The organism is Chryseobacterium sp. D764 (assembly GCF_019317325.1).
In the GTDB taxonomy this organism is placed as follows: Bacteria; Bacteroidota; Bacteroidia; order Flavobacteriales; family Weeksellaceae; genus Chryseobacterium.
Map to the genome: position 1 here is coordinate 212,277 of NZ_CP079219.1, position 22,074 is coordinate 234,350.

Annotated in this window: 19 protein-coding genes; 9 read left to right on the forward strand and 10 right to left on the reverse strand. The window is 36.7% G+C overall.

The genetic code is table 11. The features are described from left to right. Positions 1 to 18: 18 nt before the first annotated feature. The 3 genes from KYG33_RS00965 to KYG33_RS00975 form a co-directional block, all read right to left on the reverse strand. Positions 19 to 543 carry a hypothetical protein gene (locus tag KYG33_RS00965; protein ID WP_077414700.1) on the reverse strand — a complete coding sequence of 175 codons (525 nt, stop codon included), beginning with the start codon at positions 541 to 543 and terminating at the stop codon, positions 19 to 21. Positions 544 to 573: 30 nt separating this feature from the next. Continuing rightward, a complete protein-coding gene (locus tag KYG33_RS00970; protein ID WP_198424149.1) occupies positions 574 to 1,062 on the reverse strand; it encodes a cupin domain-containing protein in 489 nt (162 codons plus the stop codon). A gap of 339 nt (positions 1,063 to 1,401) precedes the next feature. Beyond that, positions 1,402 to 1,878 carry a GNAT family N-acetyltransferase gene (locus tag KYG33_RS00975; protein ID WP_232539084.1) on the reverse strand — a complete coding sequence of 159 codons (477 nt, stop codon included), beginning with the start codon at positions 1,876 to 1,878 and terminating at the stop codon, positions 1,402 to 1,404. Positions 1,879 to 2,294: 416 nt separating this feature from the next. Between KYG33_RS00975 and KYG33_RS00980 the strand changes: the two genes are divergently transcribed. The 3 genes from KYG33_RS00980 to KYG33_RS00990 all read left to right on the forward strand — a co-directional run bounded on the left by KYG33_RS00980 (position 2,295) and on the right by KYG33_RS00990 (position 9,019). Beyond that, the gene (locus tag KYG33_RS00980) at positions 2,295 to 3,788 is read left to right on the forward strand and encodes a tetratricopeptide repeat protein (RefSeq protein ID WP_180565593.1); all 1,494 of its coding nucleotides are present in this window, start codon (positions 2,295 to 2,297) and stop codon (positions 3,786 to 3,788) included. 162 nt (positions 3,789 to 3,950) lie between these two features. Then, the gene (locus KYG33_RS00985) at positions 3,951 to 5,375 is read left to right on the forward strand and encodes a tetratricopeptide repeat protein (protein ID WP_077414696.1); all 1,425 of its coding nucleotides are present in this window, start codon (positions 3,951 to 3,953) and stop codon (positions 5,373 to 5,375) included. A gap of 644 nt (positions 5,376 to 6,019) precedes the next feature. After that, a complete protein-coding gene (locus KYG33_RS00990) occupies positions 6,020 to 9,019 on the forward strand; it encodes a reprolysin-like metallopeptidase (RefSeq protein WP_219072504.1) in 3,000 nt (999 codons plus the stop codon). Positions 9,020 to 9,114: 95 nt separating this feature from the next. Here the strand turns inward: KYG33_RS00990 and KYG33_RS00995 are convergent, their stop codons facing one another. Beyond that, positions 9,115 to 10,281, reverse strand: a complete 1,167-nt coding sequence (locus tag KYG33_RS00995; protein ID WP_077414690.1) for an FAD-dependent oxidoreductase — start codon at positions 10,279 to 10,281, stop codon at positions 9,115 to 9,117. A 27-nt stretch (positions 10,282 to 10,308) separates the two neighbouring features. Then, positions 10,309 to 11,064: a helix-turn-helix domain-containing protein gene (locus KYG33_RS01000; protein ID WP_219072505.1), complete on the reverse strand. Its 756-nt coding sequence runs from the start codon at positions 11,062 to 11,064 to the stop codon at positions 10,309 to 10,311. Between the two features lie 249 nt (positions 11,065 to 11,313). Between KYG33_RS01000 and KYG33_RS01005 the strand changes: the two genes are divergently transcribed. Continuing rightward, positions 11,314 to 11,895 (forward strand): Crp/Fnr family transcriptional regulator, encoded by a 582-nt coding sequence (locus tag KYG33_RS01005; RefSeq protein WP_219072506.1) that lies wholly within the window; start codon positions 11,314 to 11,316, stop codon positions 11,893 to 11,895. Positions 11,896 to 11,958: 63 nt separating this feature from the next. Continuing rightward, positions 11,959 to 12,894, forward strand: coding sequence for a ketopantoate reductase family protein (locus KYG33_RS01010; protein ID WP_077414685.1), 936 nt, complete (start codon positions 11,959 to 11,961; stop codon positions 12,892 to 12,894). A gap of 83 nt (positions 12,895 to 12,977) precedes the next feature. On the opposite strand, the gene KYG33_RS01015 is transcribed toward KYG33_RS01010, so the two are convergent. From KYG33_RS01015 to KYG33_RS01030, 4 genes are all read right to left on the reverse strand, one after another. After that, complete coding sequence (locus KYG33_RS01015; RefSeq protein WP_077414683.1) at positions 12,978 to 13,328, reverse strand: 4Fe-4S dicluster domain-containing protein; 351 nt, start codon at positions 13,326 to 13,328, stop codon at positions 12,978 to 12,980. A gap of 206 nt (positions 13,329 to 13,534) precedes the next feature. Continuing rightward, entirely contained in the window at positions 13,535 to 14,119 is a 585-nt protein-coding gene (locus KYG33_RS01020) for an NADPH-dependent FMN reductase (RefSeq protein WP_180565598.1), read from the reverse strand. 3 nt (positions 14,120 to 14,122) lie between these two features. Beyond that, positions 14,123 to 14,623 (reverse strand): DUF2480 family protein, encoded by a 501-nt coding sequence (locus tag KYG33_RS01025; RefSeq protein WP_077414679.1) that lies wholly within the window; start codon positions 14,621 to 14,623, stop codon positions 14,123 to 14,125. 22 nt (positions 14,624 to 14,645) lie between these two features. Then, on the reverse strand, positions 14,646 to 15,272 hold the full coding sequence (locus tag KYG33_RS01030; protein WP_077414677.1) for a superoxide dismutase: 627 nt from the start codon (positions 15,270 to 15,272) through the stop codon (positions 14,646 to 14,648). Between the two features lie 194 nt (positions 15,273 to 15,466). Between KYG33_RS01030 and KYG33_RS01035 the strand changes: the two genes are divergently transcribed. Together KYG33_RS01035 and hxpB are read left to right on the forward strand one after the other, a co-directional pair. Continuing rightward, a complete protein-coding gene (locus KYG33_RS01035) occupies positions 15,467 to 16,087 on the forward strand; it encodes a helix-turn-helix transcriptional regulator (RefSeq protein WP_219072507.1) in 621 nt (206 codons plus the stop codon). Between the two features lie 20 nt (positions 16,088 to 16,107). Further along, the gene (gene hxpB / locus KYG33_RS01040) at positions 16,108 to 16,755 is read left to right on the forward strand and encodes a hexitol phosphatase HxpB (RefSeq protein ID WP_219072508.1); all 648 of its coding nucleotides are present in this window, start codon (positions 16,108 to 16,110) and stop codon (positions 16,753 to 16,755) included. Positions 16,756 to 16,886: 131 nt separating this feature from the next. On the opposite strand, the gene KYG33_RS01045 is transcribed toward hxpB, so the two are convergent. Continuing rightward, the gene (locus tag KYG33_RS01045; protein WP_219072509.1) at positions 16,887 to 17,513 is read right to left on the reverse strand and encodes an RNA polymerase sigma factor; all 627 of its coding nucleotides are present in this window, start codon (positions 17,511 to 17,513) and stop codon (positions 16,887 to 16,889) included. Positions 17,514 to 17,755: 242 nt separating this feature from the next. On the opposite strand from KYG33_RS01045, the gene KYG33_RS01050 reads away from it, so the two are divergent. Further along, the gene (locus KYG33_RS01050) at positions 17,756 to 18,712 is read left to right on the forward strand and encodes a FecR family protein (protein WP_257468878.1); all 957 of its coding nucleotides are present in this window, start codon (positions 17,756 to 17,758) and stop codon (positions 18,710 to 18,712) included. Positions 18,713 to 18,761: 49 nt separating this feature from the next. Then, complete coding sequence (locus tag KYG33_RS01055; protein WP_219072511.1) at positions 18,762 to 22,049, forward strand: TonB-dependent receptor; 3,288 nt, start codon at positions 18,762 to 18,764, stop codon at positions 22,047 to 22,049. Positions 22,050 to 22,074: the final 25 nt, after the last annotated feature.

A 22,074-nucleotide genomic window follows, 5' to 3' on the forward strand; every position in this document is an offset into this window, starting at 1 on the left:
TTTAATATAAGATTAATTTTATCTCAATGCATGTCTTTCAATACTTTTTGCAAACAAAGGCGTCTCGCTTTGATTGTGATATATAGAAACTGGCTGTCGTTGGGTTTTAAAAAGTTCAAATGGGATTCCCTGCTTTTCCAGTCCTTTAAGGAAATCATCAGTAGGTCTTGATAGGACTCTGTTGGTAAATTCACAAGTATTATCATCTATCTTTCTTACACTCATTTCCCAGTGTACAAGGATAGTAACACGGCCGGTAGGGGTAAAAACATCCGAAACAGACTCCAGGATAAGGTGTGTGGGCTCGGACACGGTTTCTATATAATGCTGTACCATTGGATTTCCTCCAAGTATTTCTACATTAATAGACATTCTTTTACCCTCAGTAGAGGTCGTAACGCCTGCCGCAATGTGAGCAGGGGAACATGCCTGATATTCGTGTTCCGGAAGGGTAAAGCACCATTCCGGAAGGTTGATTTTTTCAATCGGTGCGTTGATCACAGCAGAAAAGCTTGAATCAACAATAATGGGTTTATTTTCCATGTTAATTATATTTTAATTCATTTTAATAATTCATTTTCCTTTATTTCTGGGATCATCCGAAGGATTCATATAGCTTATTCCCAAAGGCCCAAAGGCGCTGACCTGTGTTTCATAACTTCCTGATTTTGCCCAATGAAAATGCGGTGTATTTCCAGGAAGTACCACAACACTTCCCGATGGATAAGCCTTTAATTTAGCAGCATCGAACTTTTCGCCTATACCAATATAAAATACACCGCTTATGACTGTATATATTCTGTTTTCAGGATGCTTGTGCGGAAGCAGTACCACGTCAGAAGGTACTCTTACCCGAACTACATAGGGTTCTGCCTTTTTCGGATCTCCTATCAGTACAGCAAGACGGGCTTCAGGTGGAAACGCTGGAAATGCTGACCATTTGATATTTTCTGGATAGATATCTCCCCATTCATTATTGGATAAACTTTGAGCATGAGTATGGTTGGTGTTTAGAAATGCAACGGTGCAAAGCAGAGTTATAAAGTAATTTGTTTTTTTCATTTTTAGAAATTAATTATTGTAATTTTTATCCAGTCACTTGTAATCTGATGAATTGGGATACCGGAAAATCATAGAGCAAAATTCGGTAGAGTTTGACAATGGATTGTGTGACCTACCTCACATAAACAGGACATTCAGCTATTAAGACATACAATAAAGAATGAATTGAGGCCAAACAGAAACGCCATGTAAAAATGATAACTTTTACATGGCGTTTCTTGCTTTTAAAGCTGAGTAGTATTCGATTAATTGATCGATGATTTTCGAGCAACGGACAGAAGAGGGATCAGGACAATAAACTTCTCCTCATTAAGATTTACTATTAAAAATAAAATATTCTTATCCGGGAATATATTTCATACTGATTTCTTCAGAAAGAGTATTAGGTATTTCGTGAAACCCTATTTTCCGGTACAGATTGTAAGCCTTGTCATTTCCGGGAATAACCTCTAGAATGATTTCAATGCCATTAAATTTTTGACAGGCCTCGGCAATAACGGCCTCAATCAGTCCCTGACCTATATTTTTTCCTTGAAACTCTCTTTTTACATACATCTGGTAAATACTTCCGGTGCTATCTTCATTTTTAACAAAAGTACAGATACCCACGAGTTCCTGCTGTGCAAAAGCTCCATATACAAATCTTTCCGGTGTTTGTTCTTCAATATCGCTTTCTATCCGAAATTTTTCAATACTCAGGGCTTCCTGATAGGTTGCTCCAAAAGATTCAGGGAATTTTTCCAGACTTTCCAGGCGGATGGCCCGGTACATTTTACTTTCTCCAGAGATAAGTTTTCGATAGCTAATATTTATCATAGTCAGTAGGGTAATCATTTTCATTAATATCCGGGTACAAGTATATAGATTATTCTGAACTTCTTTTAGTATGCCCGGTTGAATTTCAACAATTGTATTAAAATTTTTAAACTAAACGATGTATTTGTAACAAATTTCACTTCAGTTAGTCTTATTATAAACAAAAGCAATCATTTTTTGAGCGGAAAAGTTTATAGAGCAGTCCGGAAAGCTTAAAAAATGTTTGTTTAAGGGGAAAATTTGGTACTTTATTTAAATGTTACATTTTTGCAAAATTAACGGCTTATTTCATAATAAGCATGATAAATTATGTATATTTATAACACTTATTGGGGAAAATAGTAAAATAATAGTAGAAGTTTATCAACATATTTTAATGAAATATGTATAGGTAGATATAGGGAAAAGTGGTGCTGATGGAAAGAATTAATCTAATCATTCTTAAGAATAAAAAAATACATTCAAAGGATATAAAAAAAATAATAGCCTGTACAATCTGTATAGGGTTATTTTTATGTATGCTTTCGTGCAGCCATGATTCTCAGGATAAGGAAAGAGAAAATTTTGATACTTCTCTATTAAACCAGACTTCAGACCTTCAGTTGTCAGGGGAGTATGAAGCTTTTATCCGGCTGAATATAAAATATCTGAAAAAGGCTGCGAAAATGAAATATAAAGCCGGAAAAGGTCTTTGCTATCTGAATATGGCAGGTGTGAATGTCTCGGCAGGAAATTATGATAAAGCCCGCTTTTTTTTCAACAAAGCAGAGAAAGATCTGAAAAACTCTGAGAATAATTATCATAAAGCAGCATTCTATAATGACTATAGCCTGTATTATTCTCATCTTAAAATAAATGACAAGGCTATTGAATGTAATAATAAAGCATTTTATTTTTTAAAACAGGCTGCAAAAACTAGTCTTGCCCGAAAACTTCTTCCAAGACTGTACGTGAACAAAGGAATTTACTATGCCTGGAAAGGGTGGTTCGGAACTTCTTTAAAATGTTTCACCAAAGCGAATGTACTGGAAAACTCGGCCTACAGCAATTGTATGGTCGCCCAATATTATTTATTTGTTCATAAGCCAGATTCTGCAGGAATATATATTGAGGAGGCAGATGAGAAAATGCTAAGCCAAAAGACAACTGATGTAGAATCCCTATGGGTTTATTATACGATGGGATACTACTATAATGAAATAAATAACAGTGAGCAGGCTGAGAAAGCACTTAGAAAAGCTCTGGACATCAATATTAAAACGAGACGTACTTATTCTTCACATATAAAAGAGGTTTATAAGGCACTGGCAGACCTGTATAAGAAAAAGAATGACGGCGGGAAAGCTTATTTCTATCTGAAAAAATATATGGAAGAAGAAGGCAGATTTGATGCTGCAAGATTTACCGCGATGAATAAGGCGACCGAGGATTTTATTTCTGAAGTAAAGCAGGAGTCGGACTGGCATAAAAATGATCTTCCGTTATTTATTGCCCTTTCTATCGCTGTTTTTACCTTTTCAGGAGTATATGTACGGAAGATAATTAATAAGTTAAAGCTAAAGAAGAATTCCTTAAAAGAAGAAACGAATGAGTTGAAAAACAATGTGGAAACTAAGCAGTTGGAAGAAGTAACAGAACTTGCCAAACGGAATGATTCTTCTTTTTTATTAAAATTCAAAGAACTGTATCCTGATTTTATAAAAGCACTTTTGAAAATCAATCCTGATCTTGAAAATTCAGAACTGACTTTCTGTGCTATGTTGAAACTACGCTTTTCTTCCAAAGAAATAGCAGATTATACCTTTGTACAGCATAGATCCGTACAGCAGAAAAAATACAGAATCAGAAAAAGATTGAATATTCATGGAGAAACGGATATTTATGACTTTTTTGAAAACTTAACAGAATAAAGAAATTCATCACAATAAAAGGTGTCTGATTCTGTTTTATAAAAGATTTTATTGTTAATCTCAGTAGAAGCACCATTGGAGAAAAGAATAGAGTGCAATTTATTCTGAGAGATCATTTTTAATCATAATTTATACAGAAATTTAGCTTAAATAAAGAAACATATGACACGTATTTTTCTTGCTGTTTTACTTATTATTTTAGTTTCATGCCATTCTTATTCAAAAAAGGAGGCTGAAAAGAAATTTGATGTTTCTCTTCTGAAGCAGAATGAGAAATTCAGAGTGGCCGGAGAATATGACTCTCTGATCAATCTCAATAAAAGGTATTACAAACTGGCTGATAAAATAAATTATGCAGACGGAAAAGCGCTGTGCTACATCAATCTGGCAGAGCTTAATATTTCATTAGAAAATTTTCAGAAATCTCAGATTCTTTTCGATAACGCAAAAGAAATCCTGGATCATTCAGAAGATAATATACACAAAGCCAGATTTTATAATGTTTACGGCAGGTTCAATTTAGAACTCCGACGGGTTGACAAAGCTTTTCAATATAATAATGAAGCGATGAGCCTGATCCAGAAAAGCGGTCAATCTGAACTTAAAAATGATCTTCTTTTCAGTATTTATTTCAGACAGGCCATTTATTTTATCCAAAAAAAGGATTATGAAAGAGCACTTGAATACTTTCACAGGGCAAAAAAAATGGATAATACAGGTCTTACCGATTGTGCAATAGGTGATTACGTTTATATGCATAAGAATAAAGATTCTGCATACAAATACGTTGCTACTGCTTATAATAAAGCTAATATAAGAGGGAAGGAAGACGGAATTGCCCTGTATGCCAATACTATTATGGGAGAATATTTTCTTACCAACAAACAGTATGATAAGGCAGAAGAAACTCTTAAGAAGGCTTTGAAAATCAATGAAAAGACCAAACGTATCTATGCCTACTATGGTAAATATATCTATAACGATCTCAGGATGTTGTATGAACGTACAGGAGATAAAGAAAAAGCATACCTTTATTTGAAAGCATATACAGAAGCTTATTATAAAACCAATACATCTTTAGCGGCCACGATCAATCAGGATATGGAATCTTTCATTACCGGAGCCCAACAGGATGCAGCCCATCATAAAAGTAAAATATACTGGATTTTCTTTTTATCATTGGTAGGTCTTTCTCTGCTGGGATTATATGCATGGAGAATTATCAGAGCCCTTGGAAAAAGAAAAGAAGTACTTACAATAGAAGCCGAAAATCTGAAAATCAGAATGAATGACAACAAGCAGGAAGAGATCATAGAACTTGGTAAGAAGAATGATCCTGAATTTCTGAATCGTTTTAAAGAAGTTTATCCTGAATTTATAGATCAGCTTTTAACAATTAATCCCGGCCTTGAAAGTTCTGAATTGATTTTTTGTGCGATGCTGAAACTGCATTTTACATCCAAAGAAATTGCAAATTATACTTTGGTTCAGCACAGAAGTGTGCAGCAGAAAAAATACAGAATAAGAAAGAAACTGAATATTCCTGGAGAAACAGATATTTATCATTTCTTTGATACCTTGAAATAATTTCAAAAAAAACTGTCTGATTTATCATGTCAGACAGTACTCGAAAATATTCTCTTTTCACCACTTGAATTTTTTTGTGGTTTCTCTGTTCAAATATGAAAATTTTTAATGAAAACAAGAAAAAAAGCTATACTACATGAATACTACATCACATATTTGTATTTTTAAATAACTGATAGTTAAGTTATTGTATTTTATGTTGGATTTGTGGATTTATTTTAGAAAAAAGGACCAGCAACTTTAAAGCAGTTCGTTTTTTAGCCTGTATTTTAAAATAATAAACTCTTTGACAATGTTTTTTAGCCCTGATTTTCCATGTTTTTTTATCAGTATCTTGATAAGAACTCTCAAATAATTTCACCTTTTCAAAATCTTTGTGGATTAAATAAATAATTAGAATTAAAGTGTAAATCCTTGAAATATAATTATTTATAATCATGTTGTATCTGTGTAGTATCGTTTTTTTTTGTTTTTTATTCAGAAAATGTAAGTTTTGCAACGGGTTTAGTTGTGAATATCACATGATATGTTTTGTTTTATTGAATTTATGATAATGATTATCAGTGTCTTTGAAGGCAGAAGCCGGATAATCCTTTCAATAAAAATCACAATATACTCCTCCAAAATAACTTTAATAGAGCTTTATGAAAAAAAGAATTTTATTTGTTTGCGCATTAGCGTCTTGTTTTACAGTTTTCAATGCTCAGAGATGGGAATCTGTTTCTCAGAAATCTTTGCAGATAAGAGAAGGTGTAGAAGTGCAGCAGTCTTACAGAGTTGATCTGAAGTCCCTGAGAGAAATGCTGAAAAATGCTGAAGAAACGGGAAAGAATGCACGTCCTGTTATTATTTCTTTACCAACAGCAGAAGGAAAGATTGAAAAATTTGCTGTCTATAGCAATCCTGTAATGGATAAATCGCTTGTAGACAAATATCAGCTGGGATCCTATGTGGGAATTGGTGTGGATGATTCTTCTAAGTATTTAAGATTCAGTACATCCCCTACTGACATGCAGTCTATGATTATCAAAGATGGTGTATTCCAATTTATAGAACCCATAAGTACGGATAAACAAACTTACGGTGTATTTTATAAATCAAAAGAAACAGGGGAGCATGGTTTTAAATGTGATACCGGGGAGTATGATTTTAAAAATATGAATAAGCTGGTAGAAAATGGTAAAAAAATGCTTTCCGGAGTGGGAATTACAAGCAGACCTACCAATACAAAATACAGAAATTTTAGAATGGCATTATCCGTTACCGGAGAATACAGCCAATATCAATTGACCGCAGCGGGAACTCCTGCCAACGCAACAGATGATGTGAAAAAAGGAGTTGTTTTGGCAGCAATGAACAATACCATGACCCGTATAAATGGTGTTTTTGAAAGAGATTTTGGTGCTCATTTAACAGTTCAGAACCTTCCACAGATTATATATCTTGATGCTGCATCTGATCCTTATACAGATAATTTAAATCTTCAGTTACAGCAGACCCTTACTTCTGCAGTAGGAAATGCCAACTACGATATTGGGCACGTTCTTCATCAAAATGCAGAAAGAAGTGGAAATGCCGGTGGAATTGGGATTGTCTGTACAGATCCTGCCAATAATACAGAAATTAAAAAAGGATCAGCTTATACCCAGGGACCTGTACCTGCTGGTGAAGTTTTTGACTTTACCGCAGCACATGAAATGGGACACCAGCTGGGAGCTAATCATACATTTTCAAATACTTCTGTTACAGATGCTCTTCAGGGAGCGAATGTAGAACCGGGAGGAGGAACAACAATCATGGGATATGCAGGGATTACCTATGATAATGTACAGGCAAACGCAGATGGATATTTTCATTACAAATCCATTGATCAGGTACTGACCAATTTAGAAAATAAATCTACATGTGGAGCATCTCAAAATATTATTAATAATACAGCTCCGGCAATTAATCCATTGTCAGCGTATAACATTCCTAAAGGAACGGCTTATTATCTTGAAGCTTCTGCTGCAGATGCTGAAAATGATGCTGTAAACTATACTTGGGAGCAGAATGATACTACAGATGATTTTTCTACCATTTCAGGAGATAGCGGATGGGGGTATAATCCCAAAGGAGCCTTAACGAGATCAGTTCCTGGTACACCAAATGGAAGAAGATATTTTCCTAAGCTGGAGACTGTGATGAACGGAATACTTACAGATAAGCAGGGATGGGAAACTGTATCATATATTCCTCGAACATTGAATTATGCTGTAACGGTAAGAGATCTGAACGCTCAGCGCCCAATGGTTTCAACCTCAACAACTACAGTAACAGTTGGGAATGATGGTCCATTCAAATTCAATGGGCTTACTGCATCTTCAGTGTTGTATAATGATGCTGTAGGCACAATTTATTGGGATGTTGCCAATACGAATGCTGCACCTTATAATACAGCGAGCGTAAAAATAGATTATACTACAAATAATGGAGCCAGCTGGACGAACCTTGTTGCTGCAACTCCTAATACCGGAAGTTTTAGTGCACAAATGCCGGCTAATATAAATGGAGCTGTAAAATTAAGAATATCAGCTGTAGGAAACGTTTTTTACGCAGTATCTCCTGCCATTACTGTGGGCAGTGCACCTACATCTCCTACGTCAGCACCTACAGGTCTTTCCACTATAGATACTGAGATTTTCAAAACAACAGCGAGGGTATCTTGGAACAGTGTTCCGGGAGCTACCTATTCTGTTAATTATAGAAAAGCAGGAACTGTAAACTGGTCCAATGCAGTGAGCCCGGCAAATTCATTAGTATTAAATAACTTAGAAGACGAAACAAATTATGAAGTACAGGTTGCAGCTGTAGTGAACTCTGCTGCCGGGGCTTTTTCTAATAATTATACATTTAAAACAAAAGGTTTAAAGACAGGAGTTGATTACTGTATATTGAATTCAGGGTCACCTTACTTTGCCGGAATTGTATCTGTTAAAGTAGCGAATTTGGATTACTTTAATGGGGTTGCAAGATCATATATAGATTTAAGCGAGGATCCTTCTAAAATAGTGAATCTTGTTCAGGGGAGTTCTTATACACTAAAGCCTGCTGTTGTAAACTTACTTGCTGCTGCAAATGAAAATGTCTCTGTTTGGATTGATTATAACAGAAACGGAGTATTTGAAGCTACTGAGAGAGTAAGCAGTATATCAGGTGGTGCTCCGAAAGGGCTTGTAAATTTTGGAGATCATAACTTTACGGTTCCAGCCACATCATATACAGGAGATAAATTATTAAGAATGAGAATTGTTGGTAAATATTCAACTGCAGCTCTTACTGATACTTGTGGTGAACTGGCAAGCAATGCGGGTGGTATTTTGGATCTTCCTGTTAAAATTACTGCTGGTGCTCTTGCTGTGAGAGAGGCTATAGACACAAAATCTTCAGAGGTATCTATTTATCCTAACCCTGCAGATACATTTGTAGAAGTGAAAAATCTTAAAGGTAAAGCAGATTACAAAATCTACAGTGCAGACGGAAGATTAGTTCAGGAAGGTAAAATTGAAGGTAAAATCAACGTTGCTTCTTTGGTAAAAGGAATGTATGTGATCACTATAAAAGATGAGAAGAATACTTACAATACTAAGTTAATCAAGAAATAACACACATGAATCTCTGCATCAGGATCTAAAAAAGCGGAGAGAAAAAAAGTTTATTTAACTGAAAAAGGCTGTCTCTGGTTGAGGCAGCCTTTTGTTTATAATGAAGTAAGATGACCATTAAAGAAATCCAGCATGGTTGTTAGTGACTTTTCAGAATGCATCCGTTCTCCGTTTTCAAGAGATTCCTGTGTGGCAATAGCCGCTCTTTTACGCATATGATGTTCATAGCCGGAAATTGCTTCCTGTAATGTGCTGTAGCTGTTATTTGTTAAATATTCGCTCAGTTCAAGGGCATCCAGCATGGCCATATTAGCGCCTTCTCCTGCAAACGGAGGCATTACGTGGGCAGCGTCACCAATCAGTGTCAGATTGGGTTGTGCTTCCCAGGTTTGATCTGAAGGCATAGAGTAGATCAGGCGCGGAATAAACGGCGTTACAGCATTTTCAAACAACTCATCCCAGATAGGATTCCATCCGGAATATTCTGTTTTGAACCATTTTAGCATCTGTGCATGATCAGAATAATCAAGACCGCTGTCAGCAGGCCAGTTTTCATCAGCTTTAAAGCTTGCATAAAATCCCAGGTCTCCATTGCCTTTCTGACCTAATAAGATATTTTTGGTATTTCCAAATGCCATTATTTTCCCACCTTTAATCATAGCATCAATCTGAGGTGCATTTTCTTTTGAAACATTGCCTTCCAGCATGATGATTCCGGAATAAACAGGTTTAATATCAGTAAGATAAGGCCGTATTTTAGAATTGGCTCCATCACCGGCAATAACAAGATCTGCATATTCTGAAGTTCCGTTTTTGAAATGCAGAAGCCATCCTTCATTCTTACGCTCCATCGTGAGGAAATGACTGTCCCAGACTACGGTTTCAGGATGTAATGATTCTAAAAGCATATTCCTTAAAGGCCCGCGGTCTATTTCAGGGCGGAAATGTTCTTCGCCAAAATCTTCTTCAGGTTTCGTCTCATGATCATTGAAAAATATTTGAGCCTGTTCATTCATGATCAGGGTTTTGTCTGCTCCCGGTCGGAAAGTCTTCTTAAATTCCTCCAGCAGCTCAGCTTTGCGTATGGCTGCCAGTCCTGAATCTTCATGCATATCAAGAGGGGAACCCTGTACCCGTGCATTTTTATTGAAATCTCTTTCATATACTTTTACGTCTGCACCTTTCAACTGTAAAAGTCTTGCCAGTGTAAGTCCTGCGGGACCGCCGCCAACGATTGCTATTGATTTATTGTCTATCAGCATTGTTAATTTAAATTTTACAATGCAAATTTATTTTCCTTTTAACACTGATAATAGTACAAATCGGTCGTTTTTATTTTTAGATAATTCTTTGGGAGCAACTCCTGAAAATTTCTTCACTTCTTTGATGAAATGGTTTTGATCAGTATAATTGAGTTCGGGAAAGAGTCTTCCCTGTGCAATGTGTTCCAAAGATGCTCTGAAACGTAAAATAGTAGAGTAGGCTTTTAATGATAAACCGAGCTGTTTGGTAAAATAACGGTTAATCTGTCTGCTGCTCCAGCCTGTTTTTTCAGAAAGTTCCTGCACGCTCATTTCACCCTTTGAAGTATAAACCAGGTCGAAAAGTCTGCGTTTTCTTTCATCTACCTTTGAAGGAAGCAGTTCTTTTATTTTTTGAATTGCTTTTGTACAACAGCTGGAAAAATCATTTAAATCATCTGCTTTAAAATTCCAGAAATCGGGAGAAAGTTCTTTTCCTATATTCAATAGATCTGCAATGGAGGTATTTAAAATATATTCAACTGCAAGAGGTTTGAAACTGACAACAAAAGCAATTGTCTGAGGAGCAATATATCTTTGTTCAGGATAAGTTTCCAGTCCGAGAAGGGTAATATGAAAAGGTTCTGAGGCAGACTGTGAAAAAAATAAATCAATTCTTCCGTCAGGAATAATCACGACTTCTTTAGCCTCATCTGAAAGATTCTGAAAAGTTCCCAGATTTTCAACAAAATCCGCGATCTCTTCATCAGGTTCGATGAAATTATAATTGAAGTCATTGTCCATAATATAGTCTGTGGCAGACTGGGTTTAATGAATGAAATTACAAAATTTGTTATATATCAGCAAGATATTCTTCATTGTACAGGATCAAAATAAAGCCTAAAGTTTTCAGCAAATTAAAGATAAAAATAGTAAAAGTTTATAGGATAATATTTTAGAATTAAAAGATTTGTGCTTTACTTCAATGGTTTTTAAATCTTATTTTTGTTTCGGAAAGATTTCAAAAATAAATGTATAACAGCTCTTATTCTCATGGACAAATCATTACTTAACACCTACTTTCATTCCTTATTCAGTATCAAAGCGGAGGTGGTTGAAAAGATCACAGAAAAATTTATCCATTTTGAATTAAAAGCAAATACTGTTTTGCTGGATAAAGATGCCATCAGTACCAAAACATACTTTCTGGAAAAAGGCTATGTACGTTCATATATACTGAATGAAGATAATGAGGAGATTACAACTAATATCTATACAGCTCCTTGCTTTGTGAATGATTTTCTGTCTTTCTTCAGGCAGCAGCCTGCCAAAGAAATATACCAGACGGTGACTGACTGTGTTTTCTGGGAAACAGGATTGGAAAATGTACAGGATAATTTTCATAATATTCCTGAATTCAGGGAGTTCAGCAGGCTTCTTTTTGTCCTGAATTACTATAATATTCATGACAGACTGATAGAAATGGCAAGTCAGAAAGCTTCCACAAGATATTTCAATCTGATGAAGAAAGATCCCGATATTTTTCAGCATGTCCCTTTGAAGGTAATTGCTTCTTATTTAGGAATTAAAGACAGCTCACTGAGCCGGATCAGAAGGGATATTCACAAACTGTAATTTCTTTTCATTTGTCAAGTGATAGTTCAGAAATGATCACTGATCTTTGTTTAAAAATTATTCATGAACAAAAAACATATTGTCGTAGTAGGATTGGGAGGTGTAGGCGGTTATTTTGGATTTAAAATAAATCAGGCTAATGAAATTTCCCGGAAATATACCGTTTCCTTTGTTGCCCGTGGAGAAACTTATGAGAAAGTAAAAGATAACGGATTGACTTTGCTGTCTCCTGAACATGCTAATCCGCAGACTCATCCTGATACAATTGTACAGAACATCAGGGAGATTGAAAATCCTGATCTGGTACTGATCTGCGTAAAAGAATACGATCTTGAAAACGTGTGTAAACAGTTACTGCCAGTCATCAATGAAAATACAGTCTTACTTCCGATGATGAACGGTGCAGATATCTATGACAGAATACGCAAAATAATTCCTGAACATACAGTTCTTCCAACCTGCATCTATGTAGCTTCTCATATTAAGGAAAGAGGAACCGTGGAGCATAAAGGAAAAGCCGGGAAAATGATTGTGGGAAGAGATCCTGAGCATTTTTCTACCTCTGTAGAGTGGATTACCGATCTTTTGAGCGAAAGTAAAATTGATTTTGATTTTAAAGACAATTCATTAACGGATATCTGGACGAAATTTATTTTCATTGCCAGTTTCGGATTGGTAACAGCTAAGTATAATTCATCTATAGGAGCTGTATGTACTGATGAACAGCAGAGAAACGAAGCCGCTGAAATTATGAAAGAAATAAAGCTGATCGCAGCTAAAAAAGGAATTGATTTGCAGGAAGACATTATCAGTGCAACTTTCGAGAAAGCTTCTACATTTCCTTTTGAAACACCCACATCTTTACAGCTTGATGTTAACTCAGGAAAGAAAGATAACGAATTGGAATTATTTGCCGGAGCTGTCTTAAAATATGGAGCTGAACTTGGTATCGAAACTCCTTTTACCCAAAAAATCTACACTGGGATTAAAGCAAAATAAGTTTGTGCTAAGACAGGAAAAGAAATATAAAAGGGTGGGTTTTAGCCCGCCCTTTATTGAAATTAAATATAAAAGATAGAAATTTAAGCACTATGCATGAATTTTTGCCGGTCCAATAGTACTTCCTCTGTTTCCCGATGATCAGGATCATCTATACAGCAGTCTACAGGACATACAGCTTTACATTGTGGTTCCTCATGAAAACCTTTACATTCCGTACATTTTCCGGAGACAATATAATAAACTTCATCCGAAACAGCCTCATTGTAAGCATCAGCATCTCCTTCTGTTCCGTCAGGAAATGTAATATGCCCTGAAAGCTTTGTTTTGTCTTTCCAGCGCCAGTCGATAGCGCCTTCATAAATGGCTGAGTTGGGGCATTCGGGTTCGCAGGCTCCACAGTTGATACAGGCATCCGTTATTTTTATAGCCATATTGTGTATGTTTAGAGGGTTTTTAAAAGGGATTTCTGCAACGTCGGACGATTCAGAAATCCCTGCTAAACTTAATTACAGCAGTTCAACACTGTTCTTTTGAAAATAAGCAGCATAAAGTGTGCTAATTTTTATTTTTAAATCATTAATCTGCAGCAATTTCTACCGGCAGTCCATGCATCTGCATTGTAAAGGGCATCTGGAAGCTAATCTTTTGGTAGTATGAATGTTGAAGAATTCAGGCTTTCTATTTTTTTAGTTGTTGCGATGCTGATCAGCTTATCAAACTTACCGGAATAAAAATCCGAAATTTCAGTTGAATGTTCAGGATCAAATAATGATGACCTGACAATAGGGACACTGAATGGCAATGGCCAGGCACGCAATGACTTGGCAATTGAATCCATAGCATTGATTCCCTGCATTGCCTGCAGACCATCAGCCCAGCATACTAACCCAACTGTTTTATCGGTAAGATAAGGTTCATGCCTGTTGGCAGTCATTTCAAGCCAGTCCAGGCAATTTTTCATCACTCCCGGAATACTTCCATGGTAAAGCGGAGTCAGCCAGATGTGCAGATCGGCATTGGTAAACATTTGGGTCATACGTTCTACTGCTAAAGGAGTTTTAGTAAGCGTGACATCAAATAGCGGAATGCCGGAATCCGCAAGGGTGAAAATGTCAGTCTGAATTCCCAACATTTTCAGACGTTCTGAAAAATAGTCGGAAATCAGTCCGGAAGTAGATTGTGTTCTTCTTTCCAAAGACCCATTGAATATGATTGCTTTCATTTTTTATTGTTTAAAAATTACTTTGGGTAAACCTATCTCACCATACATCAGTGTTTTAACTAACGGTTTCAGAAGTCCAGCAGCTAATAAATAGAGCGCAGGATCATGATGGGTGCTCGCACGGACAACTACTTTCTGATTTCTGTAATGCTTCAGGTCTGCATAAATGAGACGGCGTTTCCAGAGGTCGAGCAGAACCGTTTCTGCACTGTTTAAATCAACATAAGAAGCATAAGGAGATAGTTTTTCCATGATCAGCATATAGGCCCATGGCGGGATAATGGCATCCGTAGAACAGATGATTCCTACTGCTTTTTCGTTATAGACAGAAAAATCCACCGCAGCAATTGATTCTTTAAATTCTTTCTCCTTGACAATCATTCCCATAAAAAGATGATCTTTAATATCCAGTTCTACAATTTCCGTTGTAGGCTTGTAGTCTGAAAGGTCAAGAGCAATAATGCCTGAAGCCTTTGCTTTATTGATAAAAGTTTCCTCAGTCATAGTTTATTATATTTGATGTTAATTATCTTACTTTTGATAAAGCCTCTTCATATTTTTTCTCCACAGCAGACCAATCCAGAACAGACCAGAAAGAATCCAGATAATCTGCCCTTTTATTCTGATAGTTCAGATAATAAGCATGTTCCCACACATCTATTCCAAGAATAGGGAAGCCTCTGTTCATCGAAAGAACATCCATCATTGGGTTATCCTGATTAGGTGTGGAACTGATAGCCAGAGATCCATTGAATTTTACAAAAAGCCATACCCATCCGGACCCGAATTGTGACAGACCTGTTTTTTTCATTTCTGCTTTAAGGTTCTCAAGACTTTCAAAAGTAGCAATGACAGCATCATTAAGTGCACCTTCAGGATTAAGTTTGGGTTGAGGTGAAAGAATTTCCCAGAATAAAGAGTGATTGTAATGTCCTCCGCCGTTATTTCTTACAGCAGGGCTGTATTCACTTATCCTTTGCAGTAAAGAATCAAGATCGGGATTGATTTCACTGGTTTGTGCCAGGGCTGCATTCAGATTATCAACATAGGCCTGGTGATGGCGCTGGTGATGAATGGTCATTGTTTCTTTATCTATAAAAGGTTCCAAAACATCATAAGCATAAGGTAACTGTGGTAATGTAAATGGGTTCATCGTATTTATTTTTTTGATTGTTGTTTGACAAAGGTAAAAATATATTTTAATTAAACAACTTTATAGTTGTTTAATTGGATGTGCGCTTTCAAAATATAACTGGTTGTAAATGTTTGGTTTGTCTGTTGTTTTTGGAGGTTATAGAAAATGACTATATTTGTTGTTGAAAAATAAAACAACCTAAATATTGTCAAATGAAGAAGCCGGCTGCTGATCGTATTCTGATGTTTTTAAAGATGAGAGGTGAAGTTACATCACTTCTTATTGCTGAAGAATTGTCGATTACAAAAGAAGGGGCAAGAAAACATTTACTGAATCTTGCTCAGGAAGGATTGATCCGGTCTTCGGTGAAGAGCGAAGGGGTAGGACGCCCATCTGCTTACTATACTCTTACAGAAAAAGGATTGGCTCAGTTTCCCGATACTCATGCAGATGTAACCGTTCAGATTCTGAAATCAGTGAAAAATCTTTTAGGTGAAAATGCCCTGGATTTATTAATCAGTGATCGTGAGAAGAATACTCATGAACGATATGAAAAAGTACTTTCTAAGGCAAAATCTCTGGAACAACGCCTTGAATCCCTGGCAAAAGTACGTAGTGAAGAAGGATATATGGCAGAATGGAAAAAAGAAGGGAAAGATTACTTACTGATCGAAAACCATTGCCCGATATGTGCTGCAGCAACAGAATGTCAAGGGTTCTGCCGTGCTGAGTTATCCAATTTCCAGTCGTTGATCGGGAAAGAATATACGGTTGAAAGAGTAGATCATATTGTTTCCGGCGGGCAGCGCTGTGTTTATAAAATCAGCCAGTAATTTAATTTATCATTCAAAAAATGGCTTTAAAAGCAGTAATATTTGATATGGATGGAGTCCTGATAGATTCAGAAAAATTCTGGACTCATGCAGAGCTTGATGTATTTTCGTCTTATGGAGTACAGGTTACAGAGGATCTTGCAGCACAAACCAAATACATGACCACTCAGGAAGTGACAGAATTCTGGTATGAAAGATTTCCATGGGAAAATTTTGATGCGTCTGATCTGGAAAATAAAGTAGTCACAAGAGTGATTGAAATGATACAGACCAAAGACTGTACAATGTCCGGTGTACAGGAGTTTATCAGACATCTTAAGAATAAAGAATATAAAATAGGGCTGGCAACCAATGCCCCTTTGCGTGTGGCACATATTGTTCTTGAAAAACTTCAGGTTCGTGATCTGTTTGATACCGTCCATTCGTCCGAATTTGAAACCCAGGGCAAACCTCATCCTGCGGTATATCTTACCTCTGCAAGAAACCTTGGTGTTTCTCCTGAATACTGCATTGCTATTGAAGACAGCCACTCAGGATTAAAAGCAGCAAAAGATGCAGGAATGCAGACCATTGTTTTCACCAATAATGATGAAAGCATTGATTCTGATCTTGCCGACTTTAAAATATTGAACTTTAGCAATGCTTTATTGCCGGTGTTTAGTGAATAGTAAATAATAAATAATGAATGGTGAATAGTGAGTCCGCTTCGCTGTGAATTTTAAAACGTGCTATAAAAATTGACCATTGCCTGCGTAGCAAATTGACGATTGACGCAATTATGAATCATGAATCCCACCTCTCAATACCTCATCAAAATCTCCATCAGCAACAGGATAGAGACCAATTTCTTAGACGACTGATATTCCGGATTCAGCTGTTCGCGGATTTCTCCCAAAGCTTTGCTTAATTTATTACTTACCGTCTTATTGCTGAGTCCCAATGCTTCTGCAGTTTCATTAACAGACATGTTTTTCCGGATTCTCATATCATATACCTGCTGTTCCGTTGAAGGAAGCTGGGCAACCACTTCATCAATCATCGATAATAAAGCATTGATCTCATTTTCTTCAAGAATTTCAAAATAATCTGTATCCGATATCTCAAATTCATTGGGGATATCAAACTCGTCAATACTCAGCGTGAGAGGAGCTTTTTTATAACTGTTATAAAAGTCAAGGATACGGTAATGAAGATGGCGGAGAAGATAGCCTTTTGCACTTTCTGAATCGTCAGTTTGTATCACATCTGTATTCTCAAGAATCTTTACCCACAGGTTCTGAAGGATTTCCTCAGCGATTTCCTTATCCCGGGTCCGTACAAAGACAAAGCTATATAGACTATCCCAGTATCGGTCATACAGCAGCATAAATGCAGGACGGTCGCCTGATTTTATTTTCTTTAATAATGTATAGTCTGTTGGGCTCATATTGTTGATGCAAAATTACCTAAAGGAAAATTAACTTTTTGTGAACTTTGGGTGTGGTAAGATTAAATATTTCTGAAAAACGGGAACAAAATAGTGGGTTAATGTTGGGTAAATGTGAAAAATGGTGAAAATTATTAACAATTTGCTCATAATGTGAATATAACGTTAAGAATGCCCTGGGGAAGTTTTTCATTTTCACTGTCTTATAGATAGAAGTATCTGTGAATACCATGAAAGACTTTATGAAAAATCGTTTAACATATAAAAATATTGAAGCCTTTGTTTTCAAACTTTGGGAACGGGAAGTTTCTGAAGAATCAATTTCTGAAAAGGAAAAAGAACTTTTAACAAAATGGAGAATCCGTACTGAAAAAGATCTGGATGCTGTTCATAGAAAAGAATCCAGAGAAAGAGTATTGTCGGGACTGGAGCATTATTTTCCTCAAACAGATCATATTTCTATACATTCTGTAAAAAGGTTTAAAACACATCTATATAAAATTGCAGCGGTTATTATTCTGCTTTTGTCGTTGGGAGGTATTTTTACGTATACAATGTTCATTAAGCCTGATGTTTATCTTGCAAAATCAGAAAACCGTATTGTTCATCTGGAAGACGGGTCTGTGGTTACCCTTTTACCAGGAGCGGAACTTACCGTTGAAAAATCATTTCCTGCTTCTACCAGAATTGTGGATTTAAAAGGAGATGCAATCTTCTCCGTAGCCAAGTCAAAAATACATCCTTTTGTAGTGCGTGCTGATGGTTTCAGTACTAAAGTTTTGGGAACTGTATTTAAAATCTCACAGTCAGGAAAGAGAAAAGCGGTTGATCTTTATGAAGGGAAGGTGGCCGTATCTTCTCCGGGAGTTCCGGTTTCTTTCCTTAAACCGAATCAGAAATGGACAAATTTCGGGATTGCGCGTACTACAGCGGTTATTTCAATACGTCCGGTGAAAAATACAGCCAAGAAAATTTCTGCAATACTGTCTTTAAGCTTTAACGACGTTCCTTTAAAAGAAGTGGTAGCTGTTCTTGAGAGTAACTACAACACAAAAGTATTATATCCTAAAGATGCTGAAGACAAGAAGATAACTGCTGACTTTACCGGAGGAACGGTAGGAGAAAATATTGAATCACTGGCCTTCATCCTGGGATTGGAAGTACAGAAAAAAGAAAACACCTATATCCTGAAAAAATAAAACACTACTCAAAAAATTAAATAATCATAATCAAGAGAACACTTTAAGTATGAAAAGTTTGAAATGTGGGATTACCATAGCAGCCTTATTTTTTACTGTAGCCGCAGAAGCACAGGAGCTGGTTCAGAAAGTAACATTTTCTGTACCTGCCAACAAACCGTTGATTGAAGTTTTGGAGGAATTTGCCGGAAAAACAGGAATGAGACTGGCCTATTCTAAAGTAGATATTAAAGAGCTGAAGGTAAAGGGAGTAAAATGTGAAAATACTTCTGTTAACAACTGTCTGAAGGATATTACCAATGGACTTCCTGTTGTGTATCGTCTGCATGGTGATCTTATTTCGATAAAATATGAAAATTCTAACATTTCGGTATTGGGAAACGGGCGTATTTCCGGTAAAATAGTGGATGAGGTAGGAAATCCCATTACCGGAGCTGAAATTACTATAGCCCGGAAAACTGTAGTAACAGATAATAACGGAGATTTTACGGTAGATCTTCCCTCGGGAACCTATAACCTTACAATAAAAGCTCCAAAATACAATACGCTGAGAGTTGAAAAACTATCCGTCATCAATAAAGAAACGAGTTCCGTATCATTTGCCCTGAACAAAGCTTCCGATAAAATCACAGATATTAAAGAAGTCGTAATTACCGCCGCCCGTAAAGCAGATACACAGGCAGGACTGCTTGCTCAACAGAAAAAAGCGGCACAGATGAGTGACGGTATTTCAGCAGAACAGATTTCCAAAACACCAGACAGCGATGTAGGAGGAACTCTGAAAAGAGTAACGGGAATTACCACTATTGATAATAAATATGTAGTCGTAAGATCTATGGGTGAACGATGGAATACAGCAGCCATGGACGGAATTAATCTCCCAAGTACGGAAGCTTATAATCAGAATTTCTCATTTGACATCATTCCTACAGCCATGGTGGAAAGTGTAGTGGTGAGTAAGTCTGCAACACCCGATATGAACGCCAGCTTTGCAGGAGGTTATGTAGAAGTGAGAACCAAAGATATTCCCAATGAAAATTTTACAACCGTAACAATGGGAACTTCTTATAATGATCAGTCGGCATTTAAAGAATTCCTGACACACAAGCGGGGAAAGTATGATTATTTTGGATATGATGACGGAAGCAGGGATTTCCCCAAAGGACTGGAAGCCATGAACTGGACGGATCCGAAATTTTTTGAACAGTCCAAACAATTTACCAATGATAATTTTAGTACCTACAAAACCAGAGGTGACATGGGATCTAATATACAGCTGGCCCTGGGAAGAACTTACGCTCTGAGGAACAATAATAAATGGGGATTTGCCGGAGCATTTGTCATCAGAAACGAACAGAATAAACTGGATATCGACCATACGGGAAGAGGAAACTGGCTGGATACAACAGGAATGCCGGATGCCAATGGGCAGATTCCGTTTTACAATTTCAAAAACAGCGGAGCTTCCTACAATTATAATTCTACGCTCGCTGGGATGTTGAATTTCGGGTTACAGCTGGGAAAAAATAGAATTTCATTCCGTAATTCATATACCCATATTTTTGATAATACTTTGACAAGAGTTACAGGATGGAATGAATATTCAACCGGGAGCGGAATGGCTGCCAATGCTGAATTAGCCTATAATTATTTTTATAACGGAGTTATTCCCAATAATGATCCGGCTCAGATCAAAACATTAGACAGACCTTATACCGATAATACCAATTACCCGATTTTTCAGACCCTTTTGCAAAATAAGCTGGAAGGAAGCCATAAAATAGGAAATACAGAGATCAGTTGGTTTGGAGCCCGTACAGGAGTTTCTTCCGATACCAAAGATTATACACAGTATATTACCCGGTATGATTTTATCGGAAATGAAATCTTAGCCTTTCATAAGATCTATAATTCCGGAGCAGATTTCTACAGAGGATATATTGAAAACAGAGAAACAGACTACAACTATGGAGCTTCTGCGAAATGGGATATGGACGCAGGAAGCTTTAAAAATACTATTAAAACCGGATATGCCGGAGCTATAAAAAACAATACCAACCAACAGCAGAAGTTTTTCCTTCGTGTTGATGAAAACCGGGACGTTCCGAATAGCGAGAAGAACTATTTGACGATGTATGGTTCGCTTGCTGACTGGTTTAATGGCTCCCATTATGTTCCGGGTGGTATTGGTTGGGAAACCAGAGGACTTTATAAAAATGACAAATATGAAGGAGAAGTTAATCAGCATGCCGTATATGTTATGTTTGACAACCGTTGGAAGAAGTTAAGATTGGTATGGGGGCTTCGTGCAGAATATTTTAAGTACAATATGATTTCTCAACAGCTGGATCCCTCAGATTCCAAGTATATCATGAGAGCTGCGATAGAAGATAAACCATGGCAATGGATGCCTTCTGTGAATTTTACATACAGTCCTACCAATAAAATCAACCTGAGACTTGCTTATAATAAATCAGTAATTCGCCCTCAGTTTAATGAAAGAACAGGATTGCCCTATTTTGATCCAATCGCCAATGGGTTAATTTACAATACAGAAATGAGTTCTTCAGTCATTAATAATTATGATTTCAAATTTGAATGGTTTCCGGGGCTAGGCGAGATATTTTCTGCAGGATTGTATTACAAAAATATAGACAGGCCAATTGAACGTGAAGGGCATATTTCCAGTGAAGGGAATCTTTTCTTATACAACGGAAATTCAAAAAATGCAAAGCTGATAGGAGTGGAAGCCGAAGTAAGAAAAAGTTTAGGCTTTATTGCGGACGGAACTTTTCTGGAAAAGCTTTTCATAAGCGGAAACTTTACCTATAACCATACGAAAGTAGTGGCCTTTAAAGACCTGTATAAAACAGGTGATAATGATGAAACGTATGAAGTGAAACGACCGCTTTACGGACAGACTCCTTATGCCTACAACCTTGGATTGGTCTATGATGGAAGCCGTTTGGGACTAAGCTTTTTGTATAACGCGAAAGGAGATCAGTACATCACGGTAGGATATGCTTACAAAGGAGAGGAAATACAGCGTCCTTATGCTGTAGCCGATGCACAGCTTTCTTATAAATTCCTTCGTAACAGAAACTTTGAAGTGAAATTTAATGTAAGAAACCTCTTCAACAGGGTGAAGGAATATTATAACAACTTCAATTCTTATCTCGCTGCCAAAAATGGAGGAGGAAGTAACGTTGGTACAGAAAGAGAAGCATGGGATCTTCTTCCGGGAGCAACAGATAAGTATGATAAAAATATTGATAAGATCATGTTTCGGGCGTACAGCGGAAGAATGTTCAGCCTAAGTGTGAATTATACTTTTTAAAAAGAAGACACCAAATATATAATAT